The organism is Acidisoma sp. 7E03 (assembly GCF_054665075.1).
Genome location: NZ_BAAFHE010000013.1, coordinates 104,276 through 130,314, shown reverse-complemented (window position 1 = coordinate 130,314; position 26,039 = coordinate 104,276). Strand labels below are relative to the sequence as shown.

Sequence of the window (26,039 nt, the reverse complement as noted above, 5' to 3'; positions counted from 1 at the left end):
GCTACTCTCGCTGGCCTGCACGTCGTCGCTTTCGCCTGTTTCATGATGAAGCAGGCCGCTCTCCTCATCCCAGGTGCATAACACCCTCTAGCCCCGGCACCGCGGCTTGCATCCGCCGCGGCCGTCACAGCTGCGTGAAGCCACGCCTTCTGCACTCGATCGGTTTACTTCGGCGGCGTCAGCCCCAGCGTCCGCCCGGCATAGCCGGCCGCATCGAAATAGCGTTCGCCGCCGACCGTCTGGACCTCCACGACCGTGCGGTGGCCCTGTGCGTCTGGCGCGGACAGTTCCCGGCCGTGCTGCCAGGCGGGCGTCTTGCCGCCGGTGAAGGCCTCCGTAAGGACACGCCCCACCAGCTTGCCGGTATCGGGAATCTGCAGCTGCAGAATATGGGCCATGGTCTTGCCGAGGTCGGCGTTGCTCGTCGGTGCCTCGTCCACGAAATGGCTCTTGAAATCCGGCCCGCTGGCGCCGCCCACCGTCGCCGTATCGGCACGGGAAAAGCTGCCGTGCATACCCTGGCCCTGCTGCAGCCCGGTATCGGCGATCTCTGCCCCGCAAATGAGCGGCGTCTTGCAGCCGGTCGTGAAGCTGCGGAAATTGACGACGATGGAGGGAATGGGCGTCACCGCCGAGCCCTGCAGGTCGATCACCGCGATCGGCAAGGTGCCCGGGATCGTCCCGAGCGTCTCGGAGACGAAGAGGCCGCTCACGTAATCCTCGGCGGAAAGGATGTCGACCACCTTGCGCGCCAGAGCCTTGTCGCCGTCGGGCAGATAGACGAGGTCGGAGCCGCCATTGGCCGCCACCACCACCTTCGGCTGCGCGGCCGTGCCGCCGATCAGCCCGTTGCCCTTGGAAGGATGGCTGCCGGTCGCCACGGGCGCGTATTTCGCATCCGGGTCGAGCAGCGGCATGTCCAGCCCATGGGCGATGTCGAGCGCCAGGAACCCCGGCGGCAGGAAATGGGGCACCACGTCGCCGTAGCTCTGCGTCGCGGCGAAGCTCGTCTTGCTGTCCTTGGAGATGGTGGAGAAGCCATGGTCCGAGGCGACGATCACGTCCGTCGTCTTGTCCAGTCCTTGCGCCTTCAACGCGGCAAGCAGCGTCGCCAGATCATGATCGGCGTTCTTGATGGCGGCGACGGAGGTCGGGCCATCGATGCCGGGGGTCAGCGTGTTCAGGCTGTCGCCCTGGTTATGCTGCGTCCCGTCCGGATCGCGGGACCAGAACACCATCATGAAGGGTTTGGCGCGCTGCTTGAACAGCGGCAGCACCACTTTCGTCGCGACGGCGACGAAGTAATCCTGCTGGGCGGTATTGGGCGTCAGCGTGCCGGGCGTCTTGAAGTCTCCGGCTTTGGCATTGGCGCCCCGCGGCGTCGCCGCGAGCGGCAGGGCCGCCGCCGTCATCAGCTTCTGCATCTCTGCGTCCAGCGGAATGCCGATGGGCTTTCCTTTCGGGCTGACATGGCCCGTGGAATCGTCGACCACGATGGTGCTGCCCACGGTCTGCTTGTTGGCGTCTGCACTTGTGTGGTCAAAGATCAGGGACGGGCCCAGCTTGCCGATGGTCGCCGTGCTCATGCCGGCGAGCCGCGCGGCCTTCATCACCGTCTCCTGGTTCAGGTAGTCGCCTTCGAAATGCTCGTCGACGTCACCCAGAACCGGGTCGGATTCGAGGAAGGGGGTCAGGCTGCCGCCGGCACCGGGCACCTGGAAACCCGCGTCGATGGTGTTGGAAAAATCGCCCGTGTCGCCCAGCTTGTGGCCGGTTGCCATGGCGGAGGCATTTGCCGTCGTAAAGGTCGGAAACATGGAATGCGTATTGGCGAAGCGCACCCCTTCATGTTCCAGGGCATAGAGGGCGGGGGCGGTTTCCGGGGTGATCATGCCCGGTCGCAGCCCGTCCGCCACGAAGAGAAGCACGCTGTGCGGTGGGCTCTCTGCCCGCGCGGCGCCGGGCACCATCGGGGGCAGACTCAGAGTCCAGCTGAGACAGGCGAGTGTCCAACGGTGTTTCATGGCCGCCCCTCTTCAATCCTCGATCGTTCCGGATTAGGAGGGTGCCGCCCGGCTGTCTTGCGACAGATTTATGACGCTTTCGGCTCAGCCCGGCCAAGCGGAATGGCGGATGACGCTGCAGAAATTGCCGCGATGGAAATGCGGTTCCTTGTCGGCAATCACATCGGCCTTCACATTGCCGAAGGTCGTGTCCGGCTTGTGTTTGATGCCGTCGTAGAAGGCCTGGATGATGTCCTCCTTGAAACGCGGCGTGCGGGGAAAGGCGCGTACCACCGCCTCACGCTCGGCCTCCGAATACTGCTGATAGGTCAGGCCCAGCACGTCCATCTCCACGCCGGCCGTTACCAGCGCCACTATCGGGTGCATGTGCTGCGGCACGCCGGGCGTGGTGTGCAGGGCGATCGCCGTCCAGACGGTAGAGGCGTCCTCCTCCGGGATGCCGTGGCTGCGCAGAAAATCGCGTGCCGCGAAGGCGCCGTCCACTTCGAAGCGCTCATGGGCGCTGCCATGGCCCGGCATCAGCCCGATGTCGTGAAACATCGCGCCGGCATAGAGCAGCTCGCGGTCGAAGGTCAGGCCGCGCTGCACGCCCGCGAGCGCGCCGAAGTGGTAGACGCGGCTGGAATGCTTGAACAGCAGGTCGGTCTCCGTGTCGCGGATGTATTCGGTGGTGGCGCGCGCCAGGGCGCTGTCGGGGATCGCGGCGCGGGGGTCGATGGCGGTCATGGCACTCTCCTCTGAAAAGCTGTTGCGCTGAGGCTAGCCCTGGGTTCATTTGTCTTCAAATGACGGGTTACGTCTTTTTCAGACAAAAGCGGACATCGTGAGACATGGGAACGAGGCCCAAGGTGCAGACACGCAGGATCGGGCTCGTGGCCTTGCCCGGCGTGCAGCTGCTCGACGTCTCGGGCCCGCTGGACGTCTTCGCGGAGGCCAATCTCCAGGCCGGGCATGCGGTCTATGCGTTGGAGGTGATCGGCACCGGGGCCGGCCCCATCACCAGCTCCTCGGGCGTCCGGCTCCTGCCGGATCGGATGGTCGGCGGCGAAGGGTCGCCGTTCGACACGCTGCTGGTCGCCGGTTGTCCCCATGCGGCGGAGATGGCGCCGCCGCCCGCGCTACTCGCCTGGCTGCGTACCGAGGCGCTCCGGGCGCGGCGCTATGGTTCGGTCTGCAGCGGCGCCTTCTTCCTCGCCGCCGCCGGCCTGCTCGACGGTGTGCGGGTAACGACGCATTGGTCGGCCGCCGCGACACTCGCCGCGCGCTTCCCCGCCGTGCAGATCGATGAGGATGCGATCCATGTGCGGGACGGGCGGGTGCGCACGGCCGCCGGTGTCACCGCCGGGCTCGATCTCGCGCTCGCGCTGGTCGAGGAGGATCTCGGGCGGGAGATTGCCCTGCGCGTTGCCGCCCAGCTCGTGATGTTCTTCAAGCGCCCTGGTGGGCAACTGCAGTTCAGCCGCAGAGGTGAGGCAGCACCCACCGGCCGGGCGGCCCTGCAGGAGGTGCAGCGCTGGATTGCCGCCCATCCGGCGGAGGATTTGAGCGTGCCCGCCCTGGCGAGCCGGCTGCAGATGAGCCCGCGCCATTTCACGCGGCTCTTCCGAACCGAGGTCGGCACGACGCCGGCAGCCTGGGTGGAAGCCGCGCGAGTGGAAGCCGCGCGCCGCCTGTTGGAGGATGGGCGGCAGACGCCGAAGCAGGTCGCCGCGGCCTGCGGCTTCGCCGATGCGGATGTGCTGCGCCGGGCCTTTGCGCGGCGTGTGGGCGTGACGCCTGCGGAGTATCGCCGCCGCTACGGCGGTGCGCAGCCGCAGGCCTGACCGGCGGGTGCGGTCAGGCCTGTCGTGCTCAATCCCGAGCGCGCCAGGCCTCGGGAATGGTGAAGACCTCGTCGGCCCGCGCGTAGCCGCCGTCGCGCACCTCCTCGATCAGCACCATGGTATGCGGTCGTGCCGCCTCGGTGAAATACTCGGTCAGAAGATCCGTCACCCGATGGGCGATCTCGGCCTTCTGCGCGCGGTTGAGGGCGGCTTCGGGCGTCTTGATATTCACGAAAGGCATGAGATGTGCTCCTTGCTTAGACCACGCCACCATTGGCGCGGATGATTTGTCCATTCACCCAGCCGCTGTCCGGGCTTGCGAGAAAGGCGACGATGCCGGCGATGTCCCGCGGCAGTCCGAGCCGGCCGAAGGGGTTTGCGGCGGCAATGGCCTGCAGCTGGGCTTCCGACTTGCCGGAGAGGAAGAGTTCCGTCTCCACGGGCCCCGGCGCCACGGCATTGACCGTGATGCCGCGCTTCGCCGCTTCCTTGGCGAGCACGTGGGTCAGCGCTTCGACCGCCGCTTTGGTCGCGGCATAGACGCCGTAGCCAGGCTGATAGAGGCCAACGACGCTGGACGAGAAGTTGATGATCCGGCCCCCTTCGGTGAGCCGCCGGGCGCCCTCCCGCATGCCGCGGAAGCTGCCGCCGAGATTGATCGCGACCTGCCGCTCGAAGGCCACATCCTCCACCTCGGCGACGGGGCCGAGCGCCATGATACCGGCATTATTGACGAGGATTGAGACCGGCCCGAAGGCCGCCTCCGCCGCGTCGAAGAGCTGCACCATCGCGTCCGGGGCCGCGATGTCCGCCGCCACTGCGCGGGCCCGGCCGCCGGCCGCTTCGATCTGCGCCACCACGGCGGCGGCGGAAGCGGCGTCGCGGGCATAGTTCACGAGAACGGCATAGCCTTCTGCGCCGAGGCGCTCGGCGATGGCGGCGCCGATGCCCTTGGAGCCGCCGGTCACGATGGCGATCTTGCTGTGGTCCTGTCTCATGCGGAGACCTCCTGTCTTGCTAGGCCGGAGATAAATCCCACCACGGCCTGCTAACAATCACTTCAAAATTGACATTTGAGTTCGCCATGGGCGAACAATCTCGCCATGGACCGTCTCGCCCGCATGGATCTCTTCGCGCGTCTCGTCGAGCGGCGCAGTTTCTCGGCGGCGGCGCGTGACCTCGGCCTCGCGCGCTCCACCGCGACCGCCGAGATCAAGCGGCTGGAGGCGGACCTGGGCGTCCGCCTCTTCGAGCGGACGACGCGGCATGTCCGCCCGACCTTGGAAGGCGATGCCTATTACGCCCGCTGCGTCGCCATCCTTGCGGAGGTGGAGGAGGCCGAGCAGCTGTTCCGGGCAGAAAGCCCGCGCGGCTTGCTCCGCGTCGATGCCCACCCCATGCTGACGCGCACCTTCCTCTTGCCCCACCTCGCGGCCTTCCTGCGGCGCTACCCGGCGCTGGACCTGCAGATCGGGCAGGGGGACCGGCTCGTCGATCTGCTACGCGAAGGGGTGGATTGTGTCATTCGCGCGGGCCCCCTGGCCGAGAGCGACCTCATCGCCCGGCCGCTCGGTGTGCTCCCCGAGGTGACCTGCGCGAGCCCTGCCTATCTCGCCGAGCATGGCGAACCGCGTGATCTGGCAGATCTCGCGGGCCACCGGGTCGTGGGCTTCCTGTCTTCGCGCACGGGGGAGGTGATGCCGCTGGAATTTCAGCAGGCGGGGGAGACGCGGCTGATCCATCTGCCTGCGCGGGTGACGGTCAACAATTCGGACACGAGCGCCGAGCTCGCGCGGCTTGGCTTTGGGATCCTCCAGGCGCCGCGCTATCGCCTGGCGGATGATCTAGCATCCGGCCGCCTCGTGGAGCTTCTCGGCGACTGGCCGCCTCCGCCGACGCCGCTCTCCGTGCTCTACCCGCAGAAGCGGCAGGCCTCGCCGCGGCTGCGCGTCTTCCTCAATTGGCTCGGCGAGATCTTCGCCAAAGCGGCTTTGTAGCTTGCGTCAGGCCGCGGCGGTCAGCGGGTCCGCTGCCCGCGCGAGGTCGAGGAAGGCGCGCAAGGCGCTCGACAGGTAGCTGTCCCGCCGGCGCAGAAACACCGTGTCGACGATCGCATCCTGCGGCGGAAGGCTATGCGCCGCCACCACGCCGTCGGCGGCCGCACGGGCGATGATGCCGCGCGGCAGCAGGGTTACGCCCACGCCGGCGGCAACGCAGGCAATGATGGTGTCGAGCGCGCCGAAGGCGAGGGGCGTGGTGCCGACGATCCCCCATCCGGCGAGCAGTGCTTCCAGCTTCTGCCGATAGGTGCAGCCGATCTGAAAGACGATGGTGGCGACGGATGCCTGTTCGGCGAGCATCGCGGGCGTGGTGATGCTGGGTGCCGTCACCAGCACCAATTCCTCCCGGAACATCGCTTCCTGCTGCAACTCGGGGTGATGGACCGGCCCCGCAACGAAGGCCCCGTCCAGCCGGCATTGCAGCACTTCGTCCAAGAGGTGCGCGGTCGTACCCGTAGTCACCACCAGGCGCACCGTCGGGTAGCGCCGCGCGAACTGGCCGATCAGCGGCGAGAGACGCAGCGCCGTCGCGGTCTCGAGCCCACCGAGGGCCAAGATGCCGCCCGGGGTGCCATCGTCCTGCGCCGCGTCTCTCGCTTCGGCCAGCAGCTTCGCGAGCCGCGGCACGAAGGGCAGCATGCGTTGCGCGGCCGCCGTCGTCGTCACACCGCGCGCATGACGGTGAAAGAGGGTCACGCCGAGTTCGTCTTCCAGGGCGCGGATGCGCGCCGTCACGTTCGATTGAACGGTGTTCAGCTCCTGCGCCGCCCTGTTCATGCTGCCGAGCCGTGAGACGGTCTCGAATACCCGTAAATCGGCGATGTCCATGCGACCTCCCGAGAAACCAGCGAGTCTTCGTGCTGGCTGCTTATCTTCTCGAACGATAGCCGTATCAAATTAATTCTCTTTTTCAGATTGCTTGTATTCGTCATGCATGGGGAACCGGAGGTTCCACCCATGCGTCACCCTTCCATCCCCGTGCCGGCCGATGGTGCGGCACGGCCCGTCTTTTCCCTGCCGCGCGCGGTCTTCGCGGCTTTCGCGGCCAATCTCGTCGGCATCGGCCTCTCCCGCTTCGCCTATGCGCCCCTGCTGCCGGCGATCGTGGCGGCGCATTGGTTCAAACCCTCGGCCGCGGCCTATCTTGGCGCCGCCAACCTCGCCGGCTATCTCCTGGGCGCCGTCTGCGGCCGCAGACTGTCCGCGCGCTTCTCCGCCGCGGTCTGCCTGCGCGGCCTGATGCTGCTCGCGAGCCTTTGTTTCTTCGCGAGCGCCGTGCCGGTGAGCTTCGCCTGGTTCTTCGTCTGGCGCTTCCTCTCCGGCCTCGCGGGCGGTGGGCTGATGGTGCTGGCGGCGACCACGGTGCTGCCGCACGTGCCGCCGGCGCGGCGGGGCCTGCTGGGCGGGGTCATCTTCATGGGTGTCGGCACCGGCATTGCGGCCTCCGGCAGTCTCTTGCCGCTCCTGCTGGGCCTCGGGCTCGTCGCGAGTTGGACCGGGCTTGGCCTGGTCTCGCTGCTCCTCACCCTGCTCGCCTGGTCCGGCTGGCCGGCCGAGGGCGCACATCGCCCGACGGCGCACGCCGCGCCCGCGAGCGCCGGCCGGAGGGCACCCGGTCTGTTGCCGCTCTACGTCACCTATGGGCTGAATGCGGCGGGGTGGGTGCCGCACATGATCTTCCTCGTCGCCTTCGTCGCCGAAGGTCTCGGCCGCGGCGAAGCGGTCGGCGCCGCCTATTGGGTGCTGTTCGGCATCGGGGCGACCGTTGGTCCCATCCTCGCCGGCGCCCTGGGAGACCGGCTCGGCTTCGGCCCGGCGCTCCGTCTTGCCTTCGCCATCGAGACGGCGGCCATCCTGCTGCCGGTGCTGACGGTTGCGGCGCCGGCGCTGATCCTCTCCAGCCTCGTCGTCGGCGCCTTCGTCACCGGCACGGCGCCGCTGGTCCTCGGTCGCCTGCATGAGATCCTGCCGGGCACTGCGCACCGCCATGTCGCCTGGAGCGAGGCGACCACCGCCTTCGCCCTGTTCCAGGCGGCGGCGGCCTACGCGCTCTCTTTCGTCTTCGCACGGAGCGGTGGCGATTACCGGCTGCTCTTCGCCTTGGGGGCGGTCGCCATGGCTGCCTCGCTGCTCGTCGATCTGATGCAGCGGCGCCGCGGCTGATCCATCGCGTCCGGCCGGCGCATTCCGGCTCTGCCGCCAAGAGGATGGCCTTCGCGTGAAACGTCGGGTTAACCTTCCATTCCAAGGCGCCGGTCGAGCGTCATGAACACGGGATGGAACGCATATGCCGGATCAAGGATCGCCGGGAACGGGCCCCGCCTTCCTCGCGCAAAGCGCGCTCGAACTGCACGCCTCCGGGCGGCCGGGCAAGCTCGAGACGCGGATTTCCAAATCGCTCGCCACCGCGCGGGATTTGAGCCTTGCCTATTCCCCCGGCGTGGCGGCGCCTTGCCTGAAGATCGCGGAAGACCCGGCGCTCGCCTATAGCTACACCACGCGCGGCAACATGGTCGCCGTCATCTCCAACGGCACAGCGGTGCTTGGCCTCGGCAATATCGGGGCGCTCGCCTCGAAGCCCGTGATGGAGGGCAAGGTCGCCCTGTTCAAGCGTTTCGCCGACGTCGACGGTATCGATCTCGAAGTCGCGACCGAGGACGTGGAAGAGTTCATCAACTGCGTGAAGCTGCTCGGCCCGTCCTTCGGCGGCATCAATCTCGAAGACATCAAGGCGCCGGAATGCTTCGTCATCGAAAGCCGCCTGCGCGAGCTGATGGACATTCCGGTCTTTCACGACGACCAGCACGGGACGGCCATCGTCGCCGCCGCCGCTCTGATCAACGCCTGCCATCTGACCAAGCGGGACATCGGTGATCTGCGTCTCGTCGTCAACGGTGCGGGCGCGGCCGGCATTGCCTGCATCGACCTGCTGCTCACCCTCGGCATGAAGCGCGAGAACATCCTGGCCTGCGATACCAAGGGTGTCATCCATCGCGGCCGCACCGACCTCAACCAGTGGAAATCCGCCCATGCGGTGGAGACGCCGCTCAGGACGCTGGAAGAAGCGGTGCGCGGTGCCGACGTCTTCCTGGGGCTTTCCGCTAAGGGAGCGCTGACGCAGGAGATGGTGCGCAGCATGGCGCCGCGGCCGATCATCCTGGCGCTTGCCAATCCCGACCCCGAAATCACGCCGGAAGAGGCGCGCGCCGCCTCGCCGGACGCCATCATCGCGACGGGCCGCTCGGACTATCCGAACCAGGTCAACAACGTCCTCGGTTTTCCCTACATCTTCCGCGGCGCGCTGGACGTGCGGGCCAGCACCATCAACGAAGCGATGAAGGCCGCCGCCGCCCAGGCCCTCGCTGAACTCGCGCGGGAGGACGTGCCCGACGAGGTGCATCGCGCCGCGGCGCGCCAGCTTCGCTTCGGCCCGGACTACATCATTCCGAATGCCTTCGATCCGCGCCTCATCACCCGCATTCCGCTGGCGGTGGCCCAGGCCGCGGTCGAGAGCGGCGTGGCCCGCCTGCCCCTGCCGGAGGTGAAGCTCTATCGCCGCGCGCTCGCCGCCCGGCTCGATACGGCGGTCAACATCCTCGACCTCATTACCGAAGGCGTACGAAATCAGCCGAAGCGCATCGTCTTCGCCGAGGGCGAGAACGAGACGATGGTGCGGGCCGCCGCGCAGTATCACAAGGAAGGCTACGGCACGCCCATCCTCATCGGCAACGAGGAGCGGGTGCGCGCGGCCTTCGCGCGGCTCGAACTGCCGCTGCATGACGGGATCGAGATCCGCAATGCGCGTCTCGCGGCGCAGGAGGATCTCGGCAAGAACGAGCGCTATTCGGAGTTTCTCTACGGCCGCCTGCAACGCCGTGGCTATCTGTTGCGGGACGTGCAGCGCATGGTCAACCAGGACCGCAACGTCTTCGCCGCCTGCGCCGTGGCGCTGGGCGATGCGGACGGCATGGTGACGGGCCTGACCCGTGCGCCGGCCCAGGCGCTGGAAGCGATCCGCCTCGCCATCGACCCGAAGGCCGGCCGCGTTCCCTTCGGTCTGTCGATGGTCGTCTCGCCGCATCAGACGCTGCTGGTCGCCGACACCCTGATCAACATGAAGCCCTCGGCGGCCGAACTTGCGACCATCGCGCGCTCGGCGGCGCATCGTATGCGGGCGCTGGGCCAAAGCCCACGTGTCGCTTTCTGCGCCTCCTCGACCTTTGGCCAGCCGATGGAAGGCGCGGGCGTCCGGCTGGCGGAGGCCGTGCGCCTGCTGGAGCAGGAGGGCGTGGATTTCGAATTCGACGGAGAGATGACGCCGGAAGTGGCACTCGATGCCCAGGCCCGCGCCCGCTATCCCTTCTCCCGGCTGACCGACAACGCCAACGTGCTGGTGATGCCCGGGCTCGATGCGGCGCAGATCGCGACGCAGATGGTGGCGCGGATGGGCGAGGCGCGGGTCATCGGCCCGGTGCTGACCGGCTTCGAACAGGCGGTGCAGGTGGTGCCGATGGACGCCAAGGTGTCCGATCTCGTCATCTTCGCCTGTCTCGCCGCGGCCCATCGCATGGAGTGACGGCCATGCGCGGCCTGGCCGACCGTTTAAGCCGCGCTCAGAGTCGGGATCGTCTCGATCACACCTGCCAAGTCGCGTTCGGCCTGCCATAGATCGTGCGCCTGCTGCATGGCGAGCCAAATCCGCGGGCCGTCACCGCACAGCTTGCCGAGCCGCACGGCCATCTCGGGAGACACGGCTGACTCTTCGGCGAGGATGCGATGGAGCATCTGGCGGGACACAAGAAGATGTTCGGCTGCGGCGGAGACGCTGAGACCGAGTGCAGGAAGCACGTCTTCGCGTAAAATTTCACCGGGGTGGCTGGGGCGCCAAGCCGGGCGCGGGAAAGCAGCGATCATCTCGTCGGTCATCGGGTCGCTCCGTCCATCGGCGGCCGGTCCTGCCACCATCGTCAATGATATTGCTCAAGGTCGACCTGGACCGCGTCTTCGTCATACCATTTGAAGGTGATACGCCATGGGCCGTTGACTGACACTGCATAGGTCCCGCCCGATCGCCAATGAGGGGATGAAACCTGAAACCCGGCAGGTTCATCTCCACAGGCACCTTTGCCGCGTCGAGACGGGACAAAATACGCTTGATCCTCGGCGCAAGCTTGGCATCCAGTCGACTGACGCTTCCGCTCGCCCAGAACTCCGCCAGGGCCTTGCTGCGGAAGCTTCTGATCATAACGTTACCCTAACAGGGATTTCTAAAATGTCAACCTTTGGTTTACATTCGTCCATGCCATCAAAGCCACATTGCGGAGAAAGCCTTTGTCTCGTGGCCGGCGGCGGGATGGCATAAGAGTTATCGGGTGATCACCCGCTTGCAGGGGTGGCCCGTGGCACGCGACACTTCCGCAACAATGGAGAGTATCCCGTGGCCAAGCAGCTTCACCTCGGTGCCTTCATGCGCCCCGTCGGCATCCATACCGCCTGGTGGCGCTATCCCTCCGCCTACGCGGACGCCAACTTCAACCTGGCGCATCTGACCCGCTTCATCCAGACGCTGGAACGCGGCCGGTTCGACGCCTTCTTCATGGCGGATCACCTCGCCGTGCTCAATATGAGCATGGCGGCGCTCAAGCGCAGCGGTACCGTCACCTCCTTCGAGCCCTTCACCTTGCTCTCGGCGCTCGCCATGGTGACGGAGCGGATCGGCCTCGTCGCCACCGCCTCCACCACCTTCGATGAACCCTTCCACATCGCCCGGCGCTTCGCCTCGCTCGACCATATCAGCGGCGGCCGGGCTGGTTGGAACATCGTCACCACCGCCAATCCCGATGCCGCCCTCAACTTCGGCCGCAGCGACATGATGGAGCATGACGCCCGCTACGAGCGCGCGCGGGAGTTCTATGACGTCGTCACCGGCCTGTGGGATTCCTGGGCGGACGATGCCTGGCTGCGGGACAAGGAGAGCGGCATCTTCTTCGACCCGGCCAAGATGCATGTGCTGGACCATAAGGGGCCCAGCCTCTCAGTCCGTGGACCGCTCAACATCGCCCGGCCGCCCCAGGGATGGCCGCTCATCGTGCAGGCGGGCGCTTCCGAAGCCGGGCGGCAGCTCGCCGCCGAGACGGCGGAGGTGATCTTCGGGTCCAGCCGCACGCGGGAGGAGGGGCAGCGCTTCTATGCCGACATGCAGGCGCGGCTGAAGGCCGCCGGGCGTGCGCCGGACAGTTTGAAGATCCTGCCCGGCGTGCTCGTCGTGCCCGGCCGCACCCAGGCGGAGGCCGAGGAGAAGAAGCGGCTGCTCGACAGTCTGGTGCATGCGGACAGCGGCCTGCCGAACCTCTCCATGCGTCTCGGCGTCGATGCCTCCGGCTTCGATCTCGACGCGCCGCTGCCCGACATCCCCGAGACCAATGCGAGCCAGAGCGGGCGTGCGGCACTGGTCGAAATGGCCCGGCGAGAAAACCTCACGGTGCGCCAGCTCGCGCAGCGGGTCGGCGGCTACGGGGGGCTGCAGATGGTCGGCACGGCCGAGACGATCGCGGATGAGATGCAGGCCTGGCTGAAAACCGGCGCGTCGGACGGCTTCAACGTCATGTTCTACTCGGTGCCGGAAGGGCTGGACGATTTCGTCGATCTCGTGGTGCCGGAGTTGCAGCGGCGCGGCATCTTCCGCCGGGACTACGAAGGCACGACCTTGCGTGATCACCTGGGGCTCGCGCGGCCTGCCAACCAGTTCTTTCCGGCCTGACGATCAGGGCGGGGGCAGCGGCCCGCCCGGACGCGCCATGCCGGCGAGGGTCGGAGCGTCGATTCGGCAGTCATAGGCGCCGAGCGCATGCGGCCCGAGGCTGTCCTCCCGGAAGGCGATGACGGCGCCCTGAGGCAGGAAGGACCAATTGGCGCCGTCTTCCACCACGGCGGTCACAGCCGCCGCCTCCGGGGCCCAGGAACTGCCGAGGGCCGTGCTGTAATACGCCGTGAGCTGGTCGGTACAGAGGTCGGCCGCCGCCGCGGTCGCGTCCGCGCGCAGCAGGGCGGTGAGGGGCAGCAGGCGCCCGGTGGTGAGATCGAGCGCGAGGCTGAGGCCGCCGACGGTCGGATAGGCCGCGCCGCTGTTTTGGTAGGTCGTGACCTCGAGGCTGAGGAAAGCGGGGGTCAGCCGCGTCACCCGGTAGCGTGCCGCGAAGGCGAGGTCGCTACCCGCCCCATCGTCCTCATCGTCCGAGGACCCGTCCCAGGTTCCGGTCACCTGGCGGCGCAGGAGGAGATTGGCGGCCTTCTGGGCCTCCGTCCGCGCCTGCTGAATTTCGGGATAGGCGATGTCGACGGCGTACTGGCCGGGGCCGCCCGGGCTGTAGACGAAGCGGGGCGTGATGCGCGGTAGACCGCCCCCGGTCTCCCCGCCCAGGAAGAGCCGCCGCTCCTCCGTCGTTTTCTGCATGCAGACCGTCGCCGCGGCATCCGGTGCGGTCTGTCCCGTATCGTCCAGGATGCAACTCGCCCGCTCGCTGAGCCATTGGCGCTGATCCGTGAGCAGGCCGTGCTGCTCCTCCCGGGGCAGTTGCGCGCGCAAGGCGTCATAGGCGGCCGCCATCGCGCGATCCGCCTGCGCCAAGGCCGGGGTCGCGCAGATCAGCCGGTCCGGCCGCGTCCTGGCCCGCGTGCAGTCGAGCGCCCAAGCGGGCGCTGCGGTCCAGCAGACGGCAAGGCAGAGAGCGGCGGCGCGGAGCATGGCATTCCTCCCGGTCAGGCAGCGCAGACTGGCGGTGACGTTGCTCGGGGTCCAGAGGCGACGCGGGGTCAGTTCTCCGCGTGAGCGGCCTTGGATCATTGAAAAGGCGCGGCATGTGTTTCAGTTTGATGACAGATCCCGATCGTCAGTACCGGAACCCGCGCCATGCTTCTTCGTGCCTTCCGCGCCATCATGCCGCGCGACGAACCGTTCATCGCCCAGTTCGTCCGCCATTCCGAGTTGATCGTTCCCGCGGCGGTCGCCTTCCGGGCGCTGATGTCGGGCGAGGGGCGGGCGGAAACCCACGTCACCGAAATCAGCCGCCTGGAGGACCAGGCGGATCGCGTGACGAAGGAGGTCGTCCTCTCGATCCACCGCACCTTCGTCACGCCCTTCGACCGTGGGCAAATCCTCGATCTCATCACCGCCCTCGACGATACGATCGACCTGATGAAGGACACCGGCCGGCGGGTGCTGCGCTACGGCGTTGCCTTCACCCCTGAGATGGCAATCATGGCGGATTGCGCCGTCCGCGCAACGACGGTGATCCGGGATGCCATGCCTTCTCTCGGCAGCATCCAGCGCAGCGCCGGCACGCTCGCCGCCATGTCCCAGGCGGTGCGTACCATCGAGAGCGAGGCCGACGACGCGCGGGACGAGGGGCTGCGCGCCCTGTTCGCCGGAGGCGAATCGCCTGGCCACAAGCTGACGGTGGAGAAGGTCTACGATCTGGTGGAGGCGGTGGTCGATCGCTGCGAAGACATCGTCGACGTCATCGACGGCATCGTCGTCGAGCAGGTCTGAGGTCGCGCCGCGATGCACGGCATGGTCGTGGGCACGCCCGTGCTCGTCTTCCTCATCCTCACCGCCCTGGTCTTCGACTTTCTGAACGGCTTGCATGACAGCGCGAATTCGGTGGCGACCGTCGTCTCCACCCGCGTGCTGCGCCCGGTCACGGCGGTCGTCTGGGCGGCCTTCTTCAACTTCATCGCCTTCACGGTCTTCGGCCTGCATGTCGCCGAGACCATGGGCAACGGCGTTGTGCACGCCGCGATCGTCGATCCGCTGGTGATCTTCGCCGCGCTCTTCGGCGCCATCGGCTGGAACCTGCTGACCTGGTGGCTCGGCATTCCGTCGAGCAGCAGCCACGCTCTGGTGGGCGGTCTGGTGGGGGCGGGCGTTGCGAAGGTCGGCCTCTCCGCCGTCGTCTGGGGCGGGCTGCTCAAGATCGGTCTCGCCATCGTCCTCTCCCCCGTCACGGGGCTGACCCTCGCCATGCTCCTCGTTCTCGGCGTCACCTGGATGGCGCTGCGGGCCACACCCTTCGCGGTGGATCGGCGGTTCCGCTATCTGCAGCTCGTCTCCTCCGCGGCCCTCAGCCTCGCCCATGGCGGCAATGATGCGCAGAAGACCATGGGGATCATCACCGTGCTGCTCTATTCGCAAGGAGCGTTGACCGGGCCGTTTCATGTGCCGCTCTGGGTGGTGCTGAGCTGCCAGGCGGCGATGGCCTTGGGCACGCTGTGCGGAGGCTGGCGCATCGTCCGCACCGTGGGCTCGCGGATCACGCATCTGACCCCGATGCAGGGCTTCTGCGCCGAGACCGGGGGCGCCTTGGCGTTGTTCGGCGCCACCTGGCTCGGCATCCCGGTTTCCACCACCCATACCATTACGGGCGCGGTGGTCGGCGTCGGCGCCGCCCGGCGGGTCTCGGCCGTGCGCTGGGGCGTTGCCCGCAGGATCGTCGTCGCCTGGGTCGTGACGCTGCCGGCCGCCGCCGCCATGGCGGTCGGCTGCTACTGGCTGGCGCTCTGGGTCGCTTAGGGGAGGTCCGAAGGGCGTGCCGCCACCTCGGCCCTTGCTTGCATAAGCGAGGTCGGGCCGTCATTCTGGTGCCATCATGTCCGCCGTTTTACCTCCTGCCCCCATTGCGCCGGACCCGCCCGGAACCGTGGGCGAGGGGCGGCGGGTGGTGCGGTTCGGCCCTTTCGCTTTCGATCCTGTCCAACGCAGCCTGAGTCGGGAGGGGCAGAAGCTTCGCCTGGGCAGCCGCGCGCTTCTCCTCCTCGACATTCTGTTGCGCCGCCCCGGGCAGATGGTCGGCAAGAGGGACATCTTCGCCCATGTCTGGCCCGGCATGCAGGTGGACGATGCCAATCTGCGCGTGCACGTCGCCACCCTGCGCCGCGTCCTGGGCGATGACCCTGCCGATCCGCGCTACCTCCAGACCGTCGCGGGGCTTGGCTACCGCTTCACGGCCGTGGAGGAGGAACCAGCGGCGGCGGTCCGGCGTGATCGGCCGGCTGCGGCCGCCCCGGCGATCGCCGGGCAGGTCATCGGCCGCTCAGCCCCGGTCGCAGAGATCGCCGCCCGGCTGAACGCCCGGCGTTTCGTCACCGTCGTCGGCCCCGGCGGCATCGGCAAGACGACCGTCGCCCAGGCGGTCGCCGATCTGCTGGCGCCCGAGGAAGAAACGCCGCCTTGCGTGTTGGAACTCGCGGGGCTCACCGCCGCGGAGCAGATCGCACCGATGCTCGCCTCGGTGCTCGATCTGCACATGGCGGCCCCGACGGCGGCCGCCCTCCGTGTCGCGCTGCGGCGCCGGCGGCTGCTGATCGTCTTCGACAATTGCGAACACGTGGTGGAGGGCGCGGCGGCGCTTGCGGAAGCGATTGTCGGGGGCACCGAGGCCGTGCGCGTTCTCGCAACCAGCCGCGAGCCCCTGCGGGCCGAGGGAGAATGGGTCTATCGCCTGCCGCCCCTCGCCGTGCCGCAGGCGGAGAGCACATCCATCGCCGAAGCCTATGGCTTTCCGGCCGTGGAGCTTTTCGTGCGCCGCTGCATGGCGAGCGACGACCGCTTCGTCTTTGCCCAGGACAACCTGGAGGCGGTCACGCGCATCTGCAGGCAGTTGGACGGCATGCCGCTCGCCCTCGAACTCGCAGCCGCCCGCGTCGCCTCCTTTCCGGTGCAGGAACTGGCCTCGCTGCTCACCAACCGCTTCGACATCCTGACCCAGGGGAGGCGTTCGGCCTGGCCGCGTCATCGCACGCTGCGCGCCACGATGGACTGGAGCTACGATCTTCTGTCCGATGCCGAACGGGTGGTGCTGCGGCGCCTCTCCGTGTTCCGTGGCGAGTTTTCCCTGGCGGCGGCCCTGCAGGTCGCGGTGGCGGAGGGCGTGTCCCAGCCCGAGGTACTCGATGGTCTCGCAGGCCTCGTCGCCAAGTCTCTCGTCCACGCCGGCAATCGGATGGAGTTTGCGACCTACCGCCTGCTGCAGACGACGCGCGCCTATGCAAGCGAGAAACTGGCGGCGGCCGGTGAAGAAGAGGCGGCGCACGCCCGGCTGGCAGAGGCGGTACGAACGGCCGTGCAGGAGGCCGAGGACAACTGGCCGGTGCTGGAAACGGCGGCCTGGGTCGCGCTCTATGGCTGGCGGCTGGAGAACCTGCGCGCGGCGCTCGATTGGGCTTTCTCACCGACCGGCAACGTGGATCTTGGACTGGTTCTGCTCACGCGCTCCGCCCCGCTATGGTTTGCGCTTTCTCTCGTCAGTGAATATTGCGCGCGCATCGAAGACACCGCCGAGGTCGATGCGGTGGCAGGCATGGACCCTCTGCTGCGGTTGCGGCTTCAGGTGCTGCATGCCTCGGCCATCTTCAACACGCGGGGGCCTGTACCGGAGGTCGCCGTCCTCGCGCGGCGCGCGCTGGCCGAAGCCCGCCGATTGGGTGATGCGGAGTCTGAGTTGCGCGCGCTCTACCGACTGGCGCGGGAAACCTATACGCGCGGGGAATACGCGGTCGCGGTCGATTTTTCCCGGCAGTTCGGCGATGCCACCGAACGCTCGGCCGATCCCGCCATGCGCCTCATCTATAACCGCATGCTGTCGCTCGGCCTGCATGCGATCGGCGACCACCGCCAGGCCCAGGAGAATGCCGAGCGCGTTCTGGCCGATGGCACGCCGGTTGGGCGCAGCATGAACAAGGGGCTCTACGAATACGACCATCAGGTGGCGATCCGCGCCCATTACGCGCGCATCCTCTGGGTGCGTGGCTTCGGCGATCGTGCTGCTGCACAGGCGCGGGAAGGGGTCTCGCGCGCGCTGGAGACGATGACGGCAGCACCCCTCTGTTCGGTGCTCACCAACAGCGGCTGCCTGATCGCCTTCTGGTCCGGCGACCGCGCGGCGCAGGAGCAGTATGTCACCTTGCTCGAAGAGCATGCCGAAACGATTCTCTCGGATTACTGGCGGGCCTTTGCGCGCGCCTATCGGAACCTGATCGATCTGCAGGATGAGACGCAGCCGGAGGCGCGCCAGGCCCGCCTGCAACTCATCCTCGATGCCGCCTTCAACCCCTTCTATATCGATACCATCACGACGTTGCATCCCGGTCTGGTCACGGAGGCGGCGGTCGCACGCGCCGAAGCGGGGCTTGCGCCGTGGAGCGCGCCCGAAGCCTTGCGCGCGCGCGGCGTGGGCCTGGTCGCGCAAGGGGAGGCCGCCGCCAGGCGGCAGGCCGAGGCGCTGTTTCAGCGGGCGCGGGACATGGCAGCGCAGCAGGGGGCGCTTTCGTGGGAACTGCGCGCCACGACCGATCTTGCGGCCCTCTGGGCGGAGGAGGGTGACCCCGCCCGGGCGAGGGACGTGCTGGGCTCCGTCTACGGTCGTTTTGAGGAGGGCTGGGGCACGCAGGATCTGCGCCGGGCCGCGGAGCTGCTGCAGACCCTCGGCGGCTGACGGATCGTCGGGCCGCGTACATCGTCACGCTTCGTGATTTGAACCTGTGTGCGCTCGGCGTCCCGTAAAGGCTCTGCCGGCCGGCTGAACCGCGGCTCTTTACGACTCTTTACTCACGCACCAGACGGCCCGGCGGCCATCCTCTGCCCATCCGGATCACCCCGATCCGCCAAGGAGGCACGCCGATGATCCCTACCGTCGAAACGACCCTCGCCGTCGCACGGCCACCCGTCTTCGCCCGGCGCACGCCTACCGTTGAAACCTCCGCCGAGGGCCGCGGCTGCGCGACATCCTCTCAACTCACGCCACTGTTGCCCTGGCAGATCCGCAAGCTTTCCCGGTTCATCGAGGACAATCTGCACGGCAACATGCCGGTACAGGCGATGGCCGAGACGGTGCGTCTGAGCCGCAGCCATTTCTCCCGCATCTTCGCCAAAAGCCTCGGCTGCACGCCGCGCGCCTATTTGCAGCAGCGCCGCTTGCAGCGTGCACGGGTGATGATGGGCGAGGGCTGCTTGCCGCTCGCGGACATCGCGCTGCTCTGCGGCTTTGCCGACCAGTCCCATCTATGCCGCAGCTTTCGCCGCGCGTTCGGCGAGCCACCCAGCCACTGGCGTCGGCGCCAGCCGCAGACCGCGGCCGCGCAGCCCGCCTGAGCCGGCGGCGCTCCTTCCATCACCCCCAATCAGGAGGCAGCCATGCCCCAGGATTCCGAGACCTATCAAGCCGTGGCGGCTGTCGCCCCGGGTCAACTCGTGCTCATGCGCAAGCCCGTCACGGCGCCGCCGCCCGGACATGTCCGGCTTCGAATCGAAGCGTGCGGCGTCTGCCATTCGGATGCCGCGACGGTGGAGGGGGTGATGCCCATCGCTTGGCCCCGCGTTCCGGGCCATGAGGCGGTGGGCGTGATCGACGCCATCGGCGAAGGCGTCGCCGGATGGAGCCTCGGCCAGCGCGCCGGTGTCGGCTTCCTTGGCGGCGCCTGCGGCTACTGCCGCGCCTGCCGTGGCGGCGATCTGGTTCATTGCGAGAACCAGGGCTTCACCGGGGTCCACGCCGACGGCGGCTATGCGGAGGTGATGATCGCGAAGGCCAGCGGTCTCGTCTCAGTCCCGGATGACATGGCGTCGGTCGAGGCAGCGCCCTTGCTCTGCGCGGGTCTCACCACCTTTAGCGCGCTCCGCAACGCGGGCGCCAAAGCCGGCGATCTCGTCGCCATTCTTGGCATCGGCGGCCTCGGCCATCTCGCCGTGCAATATGCCCGGCACATGGGTTTCGAAGTGGTGGCGCTCGCCCGCGGTGGCGACAAGGAAGCCCTCGCGCGCAAGCTCGGCGCGCATCATTACCTCGATACGGAAGCAGAGGATGCGGTTGCGGCCCTGCAACGTCTCGGTGGTGCCTCCCTGCTGGTGGCGACGGCGGCCGCGGGCACGGCAGTCGCGACGCTGCTCCGCGGTCTTACCCCAGGTGGCAAGGTCATCACACTTGGTGCGACGCAGGAGCCATTGCCGCTTTCGGTGAACGATCTGCTCTTCGCCGGCCGTAGCATCGAAGGCGCGCTGACCGGTGACCCTGCAACCGGAGATACCACCCTGCGCTTCAGCCAGCTTTCCGGCGTCGCCCCGATGATCGAGACCATGCCGCTGGAAGAGGCGCCTGCCGCCTATGCCCGCATGATGTCGGGCAAGGCGCGGTTCCGGGTGGTGCTCACCATGACGCCCGCCGCGCGCTAGCGGCATGGCGCAACATCCCGCGCGGCCGCCACTTCTGCGGCGCGACGTTCTTCTCTCGGGCCTCGCTTTCGGTGCGGCCCTCTCACTCACCGGGCTGCGGCCCGAGCAGGGCGCGGCCGCCGTGGCCGCGCCCCTCTCTCAAGGATCTGAGTTCATGGACAGCCTGACCACGCCGGACGGCACCCGCATCGTCTACAAGGATTGGGGGAAAGGTCAGCCGATCGTCTTCCATCATGGTTGGCCGCTCAGCGCCGACGATTGGGACACGCAGATGCTCTTCTTCCTGTCGCAAGGCTACCGGGTGATCGCACATGACCGCCGAGGCCATGGCCGTTCGACCCAGACGGCGACGGGCAACGAGATGGATACCTATGCCGCGGACGTCGCTGCACTGATCGCGCATCTCGATCTGCGGGATGCGATCCATGTCGGCCATTCCACGGGTGGCGGCGAAGTGGCGCGCTATGTGGCGCGGCACGGTGCCGGCCGCGTGAGCAAAGCCGTGCTGATCGGGGCGGTGCCGCCGGTGATGCTCAAGAGCGCGGCCAATCCCGGCGGCTTGCCGATGGAGGTTTTCGACGGGCTGCGCAAGGCGCTGGCCGCCAACCGGGCGCAGTTCTATCGCGATCTGCCAGCCGGCCCCTTCTATGGCTTCAACCGGCCGGGTGTCGCGCCGATCCCGGGCGTGATCGACAACTGGTGGCGCCAGGGCATGATCGGCGGCGCCAAGCCGCAGTATGACTGCATCGCGGCCTTTTCGGAGACGGATTTCACCGAGGATCTGAAGGCCATCACGGTGCCGGTCCTGGTGATGCATGGCGATGACGATCAGATCGTGCCGATCGCTGATTCCGCCCTTCTTTCGGTCAAGATCCTGCGCAATGGAACGCTCAAGGTCTATCCCGGCTTTCCGCACGGCATGATGACCACGCATGCGGACGTCATCAACCACGACATCCTCGCTTTCATTCAGAGCTGAGGGACGCGTCATGAGCGAAGCGTATGATCTCATCGTCATTGGCAGCGGCGAGGGCGGGAAATATCTCGCCTGGACCCTGGCTTCCCAGGGGCAGAAGGTCGCCGTCGTGGAGCGCCGCTGGATCGGCGGTTCCTGCCCGAACATCAACTGCCTGCCGAGCAAGAACGAAATCTGGAGCGCTGGGCAGATTCACGCGGCGCGGGTCGCGGCCGCCCTCGGCATCGTCGCCGAGCCGGTGACCGTCGACATGCCGCGCATCCTCGCGCGGAAGCGGGCGATGGTGCGCGACCTGATCGAGATGCATCTCGATCTCTTCCGCAAGAGCGGCGCCGAGCTGATCATGGGCCACGCGGAGATGGATGATCCGCAGACCGTGCGGGTCACGCTGAACGAAGGCGGCACGCGGGTGCTGACGGCGCCGCGCATCGTGCTCAATCTCGGCACCACCGCGGACATTCCGGCCGTGCCGGGCCTCACCGAGGCTCAGCCCATGACGCATATCGAAATGCTCGAGCAGGACGCTCTGCCCAGGCATCTCATCGTGATCGGCGGCGGCTATGTCGGGCTCGAACTAGGGCAGGCCTTTCGCCGCTTCGGCGCCGAGGTCACGATGCTCGAACCCGGGCCGCGCATCGCCGCCCGCGAGGATGCGGAGGTGAGCGCGGAACTCCACCGTCTTCTCGAAGCCGAAGGCATGGTGATCCACACCGGCGTCGCATTGCACGCCGTAGCCGGTCGCTCGGGCGAAGCGGTTGCCGTGACGGTCGCGCAGGGCGCGGAGACCTGGGAGATTGCGGGGTCCCATCTCCTGGTGGCGGCGGGCCGGCGCCCCAACACGCGTGGCATCGGTCTCGAAGCGGCGGGCGTCGCGCTGACCGAGCGCGGCATCATTCAGGTGAATGACCGGCTGGAGACGACGCAGCCTGGGATCTGGGCGATCGGCGAATGCGCCGGCAGCCCGGCGTTCACCCATGCCTCGCTGGATGATTTCCGGATCATCCGCGACAATCTGGCAGGCGGTGACCGTTCCACCCGCAACCGGATCATGCCCTCCTGCCTCTTCACCGATCCGCCGTTGGCACGGACCGGTCTCACCGAAGCGGAGGCGGTGGCGCTCGGCCACGCGCCGCGTGTCGCGACCCTGCCGATGGCGCGGGTGCTGCGCAGCCGCACGACTGGCCGGAGCGAGGGCTTCATGAAAGCCGTGATCGGGTCGGACGACCGCATCCTGGGCTTTGCCATGCTGGGCGCCGAGGCGGGGGAGGTGATGGCGGCGGTGCATGTCGCGATCCTGGCGGGCCTGCCCTACACGGCGCTGCGCGACGCGATCATCGCCCACCCGACCTACGCCGAGGGGCTCAACGCGCTGTTCGGGGCCGTTCCTCCCGCCTGATGGGCGATCCGTTCAATCCAAAAATTCATCCTCAATCTGGACACATGCAGATGCAACTGACCGACAACACCGTTTTCATCACGGGTTCCACCTCCGGCATCGGCCGGGGTCTCGCTGAGGCCTTTTACGCACTTGGCAACAAGGTCATCGTTTCCGGCCGCCGCCAGGCATTGCTCGACGAATTGACCGCGCGTCATCCCGGCATGGAGTCGATCCGCTTCGACATCGCCGACGCGGCGAGCATCGCCGCCGCGGCGCAGGAACTGACCCAACGCTTCCCGAAGCTCAACGTGCTGATCAACAATGCCGGCATCATGCCCTTCGACGACGTCTCGAAGCCATTGGATGACGCGGTGACGCAGTCCATCCTCACGACCAATCTGCTCGGGCCGATCCGCATGAGCTCAGCGTTGATCGAGCATTTGAAGACGCAGCCGCGCAGCGTCATCATCAACAACACCTCGGTGCTGGCCTATGTGCCGCTCGCTCCCACCGCCGTCTATTCCGCCGGCAAGGCCGCCCTGCACAGTTTCACCCTGTCCCAGCGCTTCATGCTGCGGAACACCTCCGTCCGCGTGCAAGAGATCGCGCCGCCCTGGGTGAACACCGATCTCGTGCATAAGTCGGACGATCCGCGCGCCATGCCGCTCGATGCCTTCATCAAGGATACGATGGAGAAGCTCGCGACCGATGACGAGGAAATCATCGTCGATGCGATCCGCGCCATCCGCGACAATCCGGGCGCCGGCGAGCATGCGATGGTCAATGGGTTCAATCAGGCGATGATCGAGAACCCTATTCCCGTCGCCGCCTGACCGCGCCTTCGCAGACCGATAGGCCGCGCGTCTCTAAACCTTGCGGTAGGAGAAACGCGGCCACATCGCATTCGTCCGGGCCTGGTAGCGGCGGTAGCTGTCTCCCCGCCGCTGCAGCATCGCGGCTTCCACCGGCGGCACGCCCGTCAGATAGCGCAGGACGAGGAACATCAGCACCGGTGCGGTCAGGCTCAGCATCGTGAGCGGCCGGCCGAAATCGAGCGCGATGACGGGATAGGCAATCCAGCCGAGCGCCTCGAAGAGATAGTTCGGATGACGGCACAAGGCCCAGAGGCCGGCTTCGCAAATCCCGCCGTGGTTCGCGGGGTCGGCACGCCACTGCTGCAACTGGCGATCCGCCAGAGCCTCTCCCGCGAGCGCGCCGATGAGAATGAGCACGCCGAGCCCGTCGGCGATGCGCAAGCCCGGCGCGGGCTGCACCGCGGCCCAATAGACGGAAAGCGCGAGAAGGCCGGTGACCGGTCCCTGGCCGATGATCAGCCCGAACATCCAGCGCTGAAAGCGGTCCCCCGCGCTGCGCCGCATCTGGGCGTAGCGTGTATCCTCAGGGCCCGTGGCGACGCGGTAGGCGACATGGCCGCCGAGCCGCACGGCCCAGATCAGCAGAAGCGCCGTCAGCATCCCCTGCCGCCAGCCCACGCCGTGTGCTGCAAGTGCGACAGTCGCGAGCGCCAGCCCGGTCGCGACGGTCCAGATCACGTCCACCCATCCCGCATTGCCCACGGCGCGCTGAAGCGCCCAGGCGCCCAGCATGGCGAGGGTCACGGCACAGCCGGCCCAGAGGCAGAGGATCATGGCGCGGGCTGCAACAGATAATGGCTCACGCCCCAGGGGCCGCCCGCGCGATAGCCGAAAAGCCCGGAGGTCGCGAGAAAGAACAGCCGCCAGCGCCGGAACCACAGCGGTGCATCCGCGCCATAGACCTGGTCGAGGATGCGGCGAATGGCCGGGGCCTCGGCATTGTAGTTGCGCAGCCAATCCTCCGCTGTGCGCTGGTAGTGCACGCCGCTCCATCGCCAGTCCCGCTTCAGGGTGAAGAGCGTGGGGAAGGCGCCGATCAGTTCGTGGCTCGGCATGATGCCGCCGGTGAAGAAATGCTGGGCGATCCAGTCAGCCTCGTTCTCCAGCTCGAAGCGATAGGGCTGCGTCGCATGGGCGAAGACATGGACGAAGAGATAGCCCTCCGGCTTCAGCCAGCCGCGCACCTTCGTGAGCAGAGACTCCCAGTTGGCCATGTGCTCGAACATCTCGACGGAGACGACGCGGTCGAAGCGCTGGTCGAGCGCGAGATCGTTCATGTCGCAGGTCAGCACGCGGAGATTGCCAAAACCCCGCCGTGCCGCTTCGCCCTCGATGAAGCGGCGCTGGCTCGCCGAATTAGATACGGCGGTGATGCGCGCCGCCGGAAAGCGTTCGGCCATGAAGAGGGAGAGGGAGCCCCAGCCGCAACCGAGTTCGAGAATCTCCTGCCCGTCCGCCAGCAGCGCGTGGCCCGCCGTCTCCTCCAGCGCATGCAATTCGGCTTCGGCCAACGTCTCACGGCCCGTGGGATAGAGGCAGCAGGAATATTTGCGCCGCGGTCCCAGGATCAGGCCGAAGAAGTCTGCCGGCAGTTCGTAATGCTGACGATTGGCCTCGTCCGTGTGTTCGGCGATCGGGCGGGCCGCCATGGCGGTTGTGAAGCGGCCCAGGGGTTGTGGCGTGCGCATCAGCTCCCGGTGCGTGCGGCCCACCAGCTGGCGCACGCCGAAGCGCAGCAGAGGGTCCGGCAGCGGCAGCCGTTCGGCCGCCTGGGCCATCTGGGTCGCGAGCGTCATGCGGCATTCCTCAGCGTATGCGGCCGGAGGCCATGGATGAAGGTGAGGCAGTCGGTCAGCACCGGCCCGAGCAGGCTGAGCCAGGGGGAGACCGCACCGATCAGCGTGCGATGATCCAGGCCCGGATAGAGCCGCACCTCCACTTGGTCGCCGGCCTGTGTCAGCCGGGCGGCGAGGCGGGTCGTATTGCCGGGATCGACGGTCTGGTCGCCGCGGCCGGCGGCCAGGAACGCGGGCGGTGCATGCGGGGTCACGAAGGTGATCGGCTGCGTGCGGGCAAGCGTCGCGGGCGGCCCGAAGATCGTCTTCAGCGTGGGGTCGGTCAGCGGCAGGAAGTCGTAAGGGCCGGCGAGGCCGACGAAGCCCGCGATGTCATGGGCTGGGGAGAGGCCGTGGGGGGCGAGCCAGGCCGGATTGAGCGCCAGCATGGCGGCGATATAGGCGCCGGCGGAGTGGCCCATCAGAACGAGGCGGCTGGGGTCGCCGCCATAGGCCGCGGCATGGTCATGCGCCCAGGCGACCGCCGCTGCGCCATCGCGCAGGAATTCAGGGAAGCGCACCTCGGGATAGACGCGATAGTCGGGGATGATGGTCACCACCCCGCGCGCCGCCAGCGCCGCACCGACGAAGCGGTACATCGCCTTGCTGCCCCACTGCCAGCTGCCGCCGTAGAAGAAGACGACGACGGGGGCGTCGTGCGCCTTCTTCGGCGCGTAGAGATCGAGCCGGCCGCGGTCGCCCGGCGCATAGGCGAGGCTGCGGGTCACCACGAAATCACCGGGGGCGAGCCGGTTGAGGACGGTGACGGGGGAGAGAGCCGCGAAGGCTGCCGTGCCCGCCAGGAGGGCCGCGGCGCCGAGCGAGAGGCCGAGCGCCCAGCCCATGC

General features: G+C 67.7%; 23 protein-coding genes. 13 read left to right on the top strand and 10 right to left on the bottom strand.

Annotated elements, in window-relative coordinates:
• Window positions 1–164: 164 nt before the first annotated feature.
• The gene (locus ACYQ6W_RS18970; RefSeq protein WP_459677529.1) at window positions 165–2,024 is read right to left on the bottom strand and encodes an alkaline phosphatase family protein; all 1,860 of its coding nucleotides are present in this window, start codon (window positions 2,022–2,024) and stop codon (window positions 165–167) included.
• 84 nt (window positions 2,025–2,108) lie between these two features.
• Window positions 2,109–2,750: an HD domain-containing protein gene (locus ACYQ6W_RS18965; protein WP_459677528.1), complete on the bottom strand. Its 642-nt coding sequence runs from the start codon at window positions 2,748–2,750 to the stop codon at window positions 2,109–2,111.
• A 122-nt stretch (window positions 2,751–2,872) separates the two neighbouring features.
• Between ACYQ6W_RS18965 and ACYQ6W_RS18960 the strand changes: the two genes are divergently transcribed.
• Window positions 2,873–3,847, top strand: a complete 975-nt coding sequence (locus ACYQ6W_RS18960; protein WP_459677526.1) for a GlxA family transcriptional regulator — start codon at window positions 2,873–2,875, stop codon at window positions 3,845–3,847.
• 28 nt (window positions 3,848–3,875) lie between these two features.
• On the opposite strand, the gene ACYQ6W_RS18955 is transcribed toward ACYQ6W_RS18960, so the two are convergent.
• Both ACYQ6W_RS18955 and ACYQ6W_RS18950 read right to left on the bottom strand, forming a co-directional pair.
• Window positions 3,876–4,088 (bottom strand): tautomerase family protein, encoded by a 213-nt coding sequence (locus ACYQ6W_RS18955; protein WP_459677525.1) that lies wholly within the window; start codon window positions 4,086–4,088, stop codon window positions 3,876–3,878.
• A 16-nt stretch (window positions 4,089–4,104) separates the two neighbouring features.
• Window positions 4,105–4,845, bottom strand: coding sequence for an SDR family oxidoreductase (locus ACYQ6W_RS18950; RefSeq protein WP_459677523.1), 741 nt, complete (start codon window positions 4,843–4,845; stop codon window positions 4,105–4,107).
• 75 nt (window positions 4,846–4,920) lie between these two features.
• On the opposite strand from ACYQ6W_RS18950, the gene ACYQ6W_RS18945 reads away from it, so the two are divergent.
• Window positions 4,921–5,844 carry a LysR family transcriptional regulator gene (locus ACYQ6W_RS18945; RefSeq protein ID WP_459677522.1) on the top strand — a complete coding sequence of 308 codons (924 nt, stop codon included), beginning with the start codon at window positions 4,921–4,923 and terminating at the stop codon, window positions 5,842–5,844.
• 6 nt (window positions 5,845–5,850) lie between these two features.
• Here the strand turns inward: ACYQ6W_RS18945 and ACYQ6W_RS18940 are convergent, their stop codons facing one another.
• Window positions 5,851–6,735 (bottom strand): LysR family transcriptional regulator, encoded by an 885-nt coding sequence (locus ACYQ6W_RS18940; RefSeq protein WP_459677520.1) that lies wholly within the window; start codon window positions 6,733–6,735, stop codon window positions 5,851–5,853.
• A 129-nt stretch (window positions 6,736–6,864) separates the two neighbouring features.
• On the opposite strand from ACYQ6W_RS18940, the gene ACYQ6W_RS18935 reads away from it, so the two are divergent.
• Together ACYQ6W_RS18935 and ACYQ6W_RS18930 are read left to right on the top strand one after the other, a co-directional pair.
• Window positions 6,865–8,070, top strand: a complete 1,206-nt coding sequence (locus tag ACYQ6W_RS18935) for a YbfB/YjiJ family MFS transporter (RefSeq protein ID WP_459677518.1) — start codon at window positions 6,865–6,867, stop codon at window positions 8,068–8,070.
• A gap of 124 nt (window positions 8,071–8,194) precedes the next feature.
• Window positions 8,195–10,483: an NADP-dependent malic enzyme gene (locus ACYQ6W_RS18930; protein WP_459677517.1), complete on the top strand. Its 2,289-nt coding sequence runs from the start codon at window positions 8,195–8,197 to the stop codon at window positions 10,481–10,483.
• A 26-nt stretch (window positions 10,484–10,509) separates the two neighbouring features.
• Here ACYQ6W_RS18930 and ACYQ6W_RS18925 read toward each other — a convergent pair whose 3' ends face one another.
• Window positions 10,510–10,833, bottom strand: coding sequence for a HigA family addiction module antitoxin (locus ACYQ6W_RS18925; protein ID WP_459677516.1), 324 nt, complete (start codon window positions 10,831–10,833; stop codon window positions 10,510–10,512).
• Window positions 10,834–11,344: 511 nt separating this feature from the next.
• Between ACYQ6W_RS18925 and ACYQ6W_RS18920 the strand changes: the two genes are divergently transcribed.
• Entirely contained in the window at window positions 11,345–12,667 is a 1,323-nt protein-coding gene (locus ACYQ6W_RS18920; protein WP_459677515.1) for an LLM class flavin-dependent oxidoreductase, read from the top strand.
• 3 nt (window positions 12,668–12,670) lie between these two features.
• On the opposite strand, the gene ACYQ6W_RS18915 is transcribed toward ACYQ6W_RS18920, so the two are convergent.
• On the bottom strand, window positions 12,671–13,651 hold the full coding sequence (locus ACYQ6W_RS18915; RefSeq protein WP_459677514.1) for a lysozyme inhibitor LprI family protein: 981 nt from the start codon (window positions 13,649–13,651) through the stop codon (window positions 12,671–12,673).
• Between the two features lie 165 nt (window positions 13,652–13,816).
• Between ACYQ6W_RS18915 and ACYQ6W_RS18910 the strand changes: the two genes are divergently transcribed.
• The 8 genes from ACYQ6W_RS18910 to ACYQ6W_RS18875 all read left to right on the top strand — a co-directional run bounded on the left by ACYQ6W_RS18910 (window position 13,817) and on the right by ACYQ6W_RS18875 (window position 23,315).
• Window positions 13,817–14,455: a DUF47 domain-containing protein gene (locus tag ACYQ6W_RS18910; RefSeq protein ID WP_459677513.1), complete on the top strand. Its 639-nt coding sequence runs from the start codon at window positions 13,817–13,819 to the stop codon at window positions 14,453–14,455.
• A 12-nt stretch (window positions 14,456–14,467) separates the two neighbouring features.
• Entirely contained in the window at window positions 14,468–15,475 is a 1,008-nt protein-coding gene (locus ACYQ6W_RS18905; RefSeq protein ID WP_459677512.1) for an inorganic phosphate transporter, read from the top strand.
• Between the two features lie 76 nt (window positions 15,476–15,551).
• A complete protein-coding gene (locus tag ACYQ6W_RS18900) occupies window positions 15,552–18,395 on the top strand; it encodes an ATP-binding protein (protein ID WP_459677511.1) in 2,844 nt (947 codons plus the stop codon).
• A 185-nt stretch (window positions 18,396–18,580) separates the two neighbouring features.
• The gene (locus ACYQ6W_RS18895; protein WP_459677510.1) at window positions 18,581–19,051 is read left to right on the top strand and encodes a helix-turn-helix domain-containing protein; all 471 of its coding nucleotides are present in this window, start codon (window positions 18,581–18,583) and stop codon (window positions 19,049–19,051) included.
• Window positions 19,052–19,093: 42 nt separating this feature from the next.
• Window positions 19,094–20,128: an alcohol dehydrogenase catalytic domain-containing protein gene (locus ACYQ6W_RS18890; RefSeq protein WP_459677509.1), complete on the top strand. Its 1,035-nt coding sequence runs from the start codon at window positions 19,094–19,096 to the stop codon at window positions 20,126–20,128.
• A gap of 154 nt (window positions 20,129–20,282) precedes the next feature.
• Window positions 20,283–21,107: an alpha/beta fold hydrolase gene (locus tag ACYQ6W_RS18885; protein ID WP_459677532.1), complete on the top strand. Its 825-nt coding sequence runs from the start codon at window positions 20,283–20,285 to the stop codon at window positions 21,105–21,107.
• 10 nt (window positions 21,108–21,117) lie between these two features.
• Window positions 21,118–22,500: an FAD-dependent oxidoreductase gene (locus ACYQ6W_RS18880; RefSeq protein WP_459677507.1), complete on the top strand. Its 1,383-nt coding sequence runs from the start codon at window positions 21,118–21,120 to the stop codon at window positions 22,498–22,500.
• Window positions 22,501–22,550: 50 nt separating this feature from the next.
• Window positions 22,551–23,315: an SDR family oxidoreductase gene (locus tag ACYQ6W_RS18875; protein ID WP_459677506.1), complete on the top strand. Its 765-nt coding sequence runs from the start codon at window positions 22,551–22,553 to the stop codon at window positions 23,313–23,315.
• A 33-nt stretch (window positions 23,316–23,348) separates the two neighbouring features.
• Here ACYQ6W_RS18875 and ACYQ6W_RS18870 read toward each other — a convergent pair whose 3' ends face one another.
• Genes ACYQ6W_RS18870 through ACYQ6W_RS18860 form a run of 3 tightly spaced genes read right to left on the bottom strand, consistent with a single transcriptional unit; the run spans window position 23,349 to window position 26,037 of the window.
• Complete coding sequence (locus tag ACYQ6W_RS18870) at window positions 23,349–24,131, bottom strand: DUF1295 domain-containing protein (RefSeq protein ID WP_459677504.1); 783 nt, start codon at window positions 24,129–24,131, stop codon at window positions 23,349–23,351.
• On the bottom strand, window positions 24,128–25,153 hold the full coding sequence (locus ACYQ6W_RS18865; RefSeq protein ID WP_459677503.1) for an SAM-dependent methyltransferase: 1,026 nt from the start codon (window positions 25,151–25,153) through the stop codon (window positions 24,128–24,130). Before ACYQ6W_RS18865 ends, ACYQ6W_RS18870 begins: the two co-directional genes overlap by 4 nt.
• Complete coding sequence (locus ACYQ6W_RS18860; protein ID WP_459677501.1) at window positions 25,150–26,037, bottom strand: alpha/beta hydrolase; 888 nt, start codon at window positions 26,035–26,037, stop codon at window positions 25,150–25,152. Before ACYQ6W_RS18860 ends, ACYQ6W_RS18865 begins: the two co-directional genes overlap by 4 nt.
• Window positions 26,038–26,039: the final 2 nt, after the last annotated feature.